This is a genomic window from Bacteroidota bacterium (genome assembly GCA_018698135.1).
Taxonomy (GTDB): domain Bacteria; phylum Bacteroidota; class Bacteroidia; order CAILMK01; family JAAYUY01; genus JABINZ01.
Window position 1 is genome coordinate 1 of the sequence record JABINZ010000210.1, and the last position, 6,715, is coordinate 6,715.

Sequence of the window (6,715 nt, forward strand, 5' to 3'; positions counted from 1 at the left end):
ATAACTATAAACAGGGTTTTGAACAAACAATTTATTTGTATCCCCAAAATCCCATTCCCAGCTAAAACTATCAGCTATAATTGTTGAACTATCTGTAAAAATAAACTGGTTGCCTCTTAAACATTGCTCTGGATCATCTATTGCAAAATTTGCAACAGGATAAGGACTTATCCGTATTTCCCTTGAAAGCGTATCAATTTCCCCTGCATCATGCCACAAAAATACCTGTACTTTGAACATCCCTGTATCTGAGAAAATATGATAAGGATTAGTTTGAATTGCGAAATTTTGCAAACCTGAATTTGTATCTCCAAAATCCCATAACACACTATCCACATGAGAAGTATCTGTTATTGAAAATAATGTAGTATCTCCCAAACATGTATGCTTTGCATTAAATTCAGGAATAAAAAAGTAGGACTGAATAAAACTGGGTAGGCCTACACTGCATTCTCTGCCTTTTAAATATAAATAGTCCTGTATATAATTACCAGAAGTATCTTCTTTATCAGGATATTGAATTGCCCCAAGATAATAAGAACCAATATTTGTCCCGACATAAATTCTACCATCCATCCCTAATTGCAAACCTCCCGGATAACAATATGAATTTGGTGGTTTTGGCACATTTGTACCAATGATCATTTCAGAGTTTTTTATTGCTGCACTGTCATAAACCGACAAATCATATCGTAATATACTGTGGTTTTGATCTCTCCCGATAAATAAGTATTTCCCGGAAGGGGAAAACTCAGAAGTTACCGGACGCCCGGGTGCAGGTACCGGTATTTCAATACAATCATAAACAGCACCATGGGTATTATCGTACCTGCATATTTCTATTTTAAAATTATTCCTCACACAATTTACCAAAAAGCCGGCATCAGGCGAAATTTTAATATAGCCTGTTTTATTAATAACTGGTGCTTTCATATAAACACTCCCCTGTGAATAGATTTTATTGGGATGCAAACCATTTTGGTCTATCAGGTAGCTGATATATTTATCCGACCAGAATTCGTGAGTAACCAGCCATATTGCGCTCCCATTGCTGTGTATGATAGCATTCATCTTGGATGTATAATTGGCCTTTAGCAATAAATTATTTTTTGAAACTACTTCTCCCCTGTTGGAGTCTTTGCTCATGTCCACGATGGAATAATATAAGCCGGAGTCTTTAGAGAGATTATTAATATATATCGTAAAAACATAATAAAATCCTTTCTTCTTTGGCCAGGGCGTTATAAGTACATTTTGATCATATGCTCCTACCGGTTCTCCAAATAGGCCGGTACCATTTTTCATAATTTCCCGCTCCTTGTTATATATCCTCATCCCGTCAGAAAAAAACAACAGGTTCCCATTCTCATCACTGATGGATGCAGCCCCCCCAGCCCTCCAGGGATATGAACTATTTAGATCTGTAAGGGCAACAAGCCCTGTATCGCTAAATTCAATCCCTGCCCTGACTCCAAAATACCAGTACTTTGACTCCAGTTGGGCATAAGAATGCTGTATCCCTGCAAAAAGGAATATTAAAGCAAGAGTGAAAAAATATGTTAAAATTTTTGTCTTCATAAAAAAGAGTTCCGGCATGAACCGGAACCCTGACTAATTTTCTAATTAAAAATAAGTTTATGCATTTCTGAAATGTTTTGATTATTGGTTATTTTAAGAAAATAAATTCCTGCTGACAACTGCTTCCGCTTCATTGTATAATAGTTTTCACCTTCATTTATATCCCATTTACCAGTAAATACTGTTTTCCCAATGTTATCGAACAAATACACTTTAGCATTTGTTGCAATATCTGACTGAATCACAATATTTACCTTGTCTTCAACTGGATTTGGATAACAAATAATACTTAAACCTTCTTTTTCAGTTTCCTCAATGTCATTAAAAACAATATAATACCAGGCAGGCACGTCTCCGGGATTCTCGTAACAGCCCATATCCATGGTATTGTCGCCTTGATATCTATCATTTCCATCAAGGTCAAAAGTAGTTTGAGGATTAATATTATAATATCCACCATCTTTACATGGAGAATAAACGAAACTGATATGATATCCATCTCTGAATTCAGGATCACCTATTATGTTATCTTTCGCACTCCCATTGGTAGTGAAATTACCTATATCACAATAATCAAATTCACTGTCATCTCTATCAGGCGGGGTACCAGCATTACTAACATCTACGGTTCCATTGTCCCAGATAATGTCATTTAGGAAATCCGGTGAACTGAAACCATCAAAGTAAACCCCATCACCATCATCATCTGCTTCATTATCAGCAATAGTGCAGTTATATATTTTAGGACTACATCCAATTATATAAACACCACCACCATTATCATCTGCAGTATTATTAGTTATGAGGTTATTGTAAATAATTGGATTTGGAGAATAGCCTTGGATTAAGGTTATAGCAATTCCGCCTCCATTCTCTGTACAATCATTATTATCAATAATATTATTAAATACATCGGGGTCACTATTATTACAAATAGAAATACCGCCTCCCTGTTTCCCAGCCTGGTTATAATTTATTTCGTTTTCATAAATATTGGGAGCAGAACTTTGGCCTATCCTAATACCTCCACCATATCTGCTTGTGGCAGTGTTTGAATAAATATCACAATCATAGATGTCTGGATTAGATGAATACATGATACAAATTCCTCCACCAGATCTACCAGCAATATTTTCATAGATTTCATTTTCATGAATATCCGGATCAGAGCAAGATCCAACATATATTCCTCCTCCCTGTGCACAAACTTCGTTATCGTGTATATCACAATCAGATATTTCTATATTAGATGAATTGTGAATGTAGATAGCACCCGAATAATCAGGTCTGGAAGTTAAACTATCTGCACAAGTACAAGTAGCTCCTGATGGTTTATAGACATTCTCTATTTCGCAATACTTGATGTTTGATTTTGGTTCAGAGGCAGAATTTAAATTCTCAAAGCGTATTCCTTCCCATGTTTTACCTGTTGTGGTAGAAAAAGTAATCATTTCGCCTGAAGTGCCAACTGCATTTAAACATCCTTCCACATCTAATTGATATGATCCATCAAAAACTATTGCAGTTCCTTCATCAATATTAAGTGTTTTTCCTGATTCAATATGTATATCACAAATCACTACATAATCAATTCCACTTGTATTGTGGTTAGTCCATGTATTCCCAGGATTGTCCCCTACATCACCACACACATATTGTCCAATAGATTCATAAGCACCTATGTCAATCGTAGTATATAAAATTCTGTTCGTATTTGCCAGATCATAGGTTGTTATATAAGTTGCACTATTATTACCAGAATTGTCACAATAGGAGTCTTCCATCTGTATCCGGTAGTCAGTTGTTGAAACTAAATTAGGATCAGAGTATATATTTCCTGTACCTGTAGAGCAGGAAGGACAACAAGTATATTCAAAGTCGGAACCATTTGTTGTTGGATAAACATTGGGGTTTGTAGTTGCAGTATTGCCCCATATGATGGTATTTATTGCATAAACGCTTGGACTGCCGGATCCATATAATCCTCCTCCATATCCCGATACAGAATTGTTAGCTACAGTGCAACTGTATAAGTTATAATCAGAATTACTAAATATTCCACCACCATTACTAGAAGCAGTATTGTCTGCAATCAGGTTATTTACAAGGTTAATGTTATCATTTGAAGGATCTATATCAAAATATAAACCAGCTCCATTTATAGAATTGTTATTATTGATATCGTTTAATGAAATGTATATTTCTCCTCCACAATCTTCGAAATATAAGCCTCCACCATAAAAGTCAGCATCATTGTTGTTTATTTCGCAATTACTAATTTCTATGGAGATATCTTCCTCAGATTGCTGATAAATAAAAATTCCTCCTCCAAAGCCATAATACCCGTTTGAAGATGTAGCATCATTGTACATTATTTGGCAATGTGTAATAGAGAAATCAGAAGCTTGAGCATATTCATTGTCTGTCATGATTCCTATTGCACCACCACTATAAGCAGGTATAGAAGTATTTGACGTATTACTATTGAAATCTGAATATTCTATTTCAACCCCAATACTGTTTTCTATCCATATACCTCCTCCGCCATATGTCGCTTCATTCGCATCAAATGAGCAATAAGAAATTAAATCAGCATATTCATCATCAATAATATATATTCCTCCACCATATCCTGCATTATTGTCATAGAAATCACAATTGGTGATTTCATCATCAACATCTCCATTTTCAATATAAATTCCTCCTCCGAAACTATCGACATCATTGTATTGGAAAACACATTCGTCAGCAGTAATCCTGCTGGAAACTGCTGCAATGCCGCCACCAGTAATTATTTCATTGTATTGAAAGGTGCAATATGAGAATGTAGTACCATTAGTCGAGTTCATGTAAATGGCACCACAGGATGCGAAATTATTGGAGATTACAGCAGGTTTTTTAATAACGTATTCAATTACACAATATTCAAAAGTATTGGTGTTTGTATTATTGCTGATATCAATTCCTTCCCAGCCGCTTTCTGGATGAATGGCTGATAAGGTAACCTGATTCCCAGCCGTTCCTGAAATAGTAAGATCTCCTCCACTATTAACCGTTAATGATTTTCCATTATAAAAATAAACTGATACACCTTCATCTATTTGCAAATTGGAATTGATGTAAATATCTCCCATCACATAATAGGGTGAATTTGCAGAAGTCCATGTGCCTGAAACTGCACCAGTGTTAATTGTTGTTTGTGAATAACCCATAATCGAAACAAGTAAAAATACTTGTATTAGTATAATTTTTTTTATTAAAGTAACCATTGTTCTAATTTTAAATATGTTAAACAATGGCCTGATAATAACCTGATAGGATTTTGTACCTTTGCAGGCAGAATCAATAGGGTGTCAACTTTTTTGATTCAGGGAACGATAAGAATGGTTCTTGTCGTTCCTTTTTTTACCTGGCCAATAAAAAATTTAGTATCCGTAAGAGAGTAAAATTATTGGTTTTCTCTTACATTATTTTTCACCAAGCTAAGTAAATCCCAAAACCGTTTTTCTGAGAATTAAGAAATAACAGTTTGGTCTAACAAAATAATTGTTGGTGGGTAGTGATTCTCCTTTTAGAAAAACAAAATTATTTACAGCTAATAAGAAAAAGTTTGCTTTATCTTTGATAATAGTATTCATGTGGATATTGTCATTTACACATAATTGCAAAATATACAATATCAATACATTGGGAGAAAAATGGGGGGGTAGTACTTTGTCTTTTTTTTGCTCATAAACATAAAATATTTCAAATTCAATTACAAACTAACAACAGCATTATTAGTTTTTGTTTTGAGAATTCCATGTCTTAAGCATTACGAATATAGTAAAAACAAATCATATAATATATTGTTTAATAATATATTTTTTGTTGCCAATTCTGTATTTGAACAGGTGAAAAATAGGTTGATTGTAATTACAATTGAATTTCGTTTTTAACAGATGTAGCATATGTAATGCTATTGACTTTAGTTTGCAATACGTTGCATTTACCAGAAAAAACTATCAGTTTTTTTGTTGCCCATTTGTTGCCGAAATGCTGTAAGTGTATAGAGAATCAATCAACTAACATTTTTTGTATTGGCAAATAGCTGTTCTGGTGTTTCTTTTAGTTGTTTTATGATGCAATTTTATCACCTCAACAAGTGCAAACTGCCACTCAACTTATTGCTCTTCCCATTAGCTCCTTTTGCTGTAATACTATAATAATAAGTTCCAAAAGCACAAGTCTTTCCTTTGAAACTTCCATCCCATCCATCATTAATAGAGTCACTTTCAAATAGTTTTTCGCCCCAACGGTTAAAAATCTGAATATTGAACTCTTTGATAAAAACACCTTTTATTTGGAAATGATCATTTATTCCGTCACCATTTGGAGAAAATGCATTGGGCACAAAAAGGTTCATTCGGGTATCCACACAAACAACATTGGAGTTTGATTGCAACTCATCATTATTCCTGAATGCAGCAATAAGATAGCAATAGTTCGATTGGGACAGTTTTGTAATTGAGTCAATGAATGAAACAGGATAGATAGAGCTTTCCACTTTTTCCCAATTCAGGCTTTGATTGTTGAATACCTGCACTTCATAGCGTTGAATGCCCTGTTTCCAGTCTTCGTATGCCGACCAAGTGAGTATACTAAACGTCTCAGAACTATCCAGTTGCAGCAGAATTGTTTGAGCAATGTTGGAAGCTTCGCTGCTGTGGCCGCAACTATCTTTTGTTAAAAGCTTGTAGGTATATATGCTTTTATCAGGGAAAACTGCAAAATCTGTAAGATGTAAACTGTCTTTCGGATAGGTTTTGAAATCAGCAAAGTTTCCGAAGTTGGTGGATTTTTGAATTTGATAAGCCGAAACAATAGGGGAGGCCGGATCTTTCCATTCCAGCAGGTTGTATTTATCATTCACTACGCTTACTCGTTCCAGTTCTACAGCAGGAGCATGGCCATAAATTGTGATTGTTTTCGAAACCGTATCCACACATCCTGAATCGGAATGTGCAATTAGTTTTGGGTGATGATCGCCCTGATTGTTAAACACAAAAACAGGATGTTGTAGGGCTGAACTATCATTGGACGTAAAATACCATTTCCAGTTATTGATACTTCCTTGTGGAATGCTGCTTTTATCAGA

3 protein-coding genes are annotated in these 6,715 nt (G+C 34.8%); all 3 read right to left on the bottom strand.

Translation table 11 applies throughout. The annotated features are described in order from the left end of the window. Positions 1–1,578, bottom strand: a 1,578-nt coding sequence (locus HOG71_13520) for a hypothetical protein (protein MBT5991864.1), incomplete at its 3' end; no start/stop codon positions are given. 41 nt (positions 1,579–1,619) lie between these two features. Further along, positions 1,620–4,847: a T9SS type A sorting domain-containing protein gene (locus HOG71_13525; GenBank protein ID MBT5991865.1), complete on the bottom strand. Its 3,228-nt coding sequence runs from the start codon at positions 4,845–4,847 to the stop codon at positions 1,620–1,622. An 863-nt stretch (positions 4,848–5,710) separates the two neighbouring features. After that, on the bottom strand, positions 5,711–6,715 hold a 1,005-nt coding region (locus tag HOG71_13530), incomplete at its 5' end, for a T9SS type B sorting domain-containing protein (protein ID MBT5991866.1).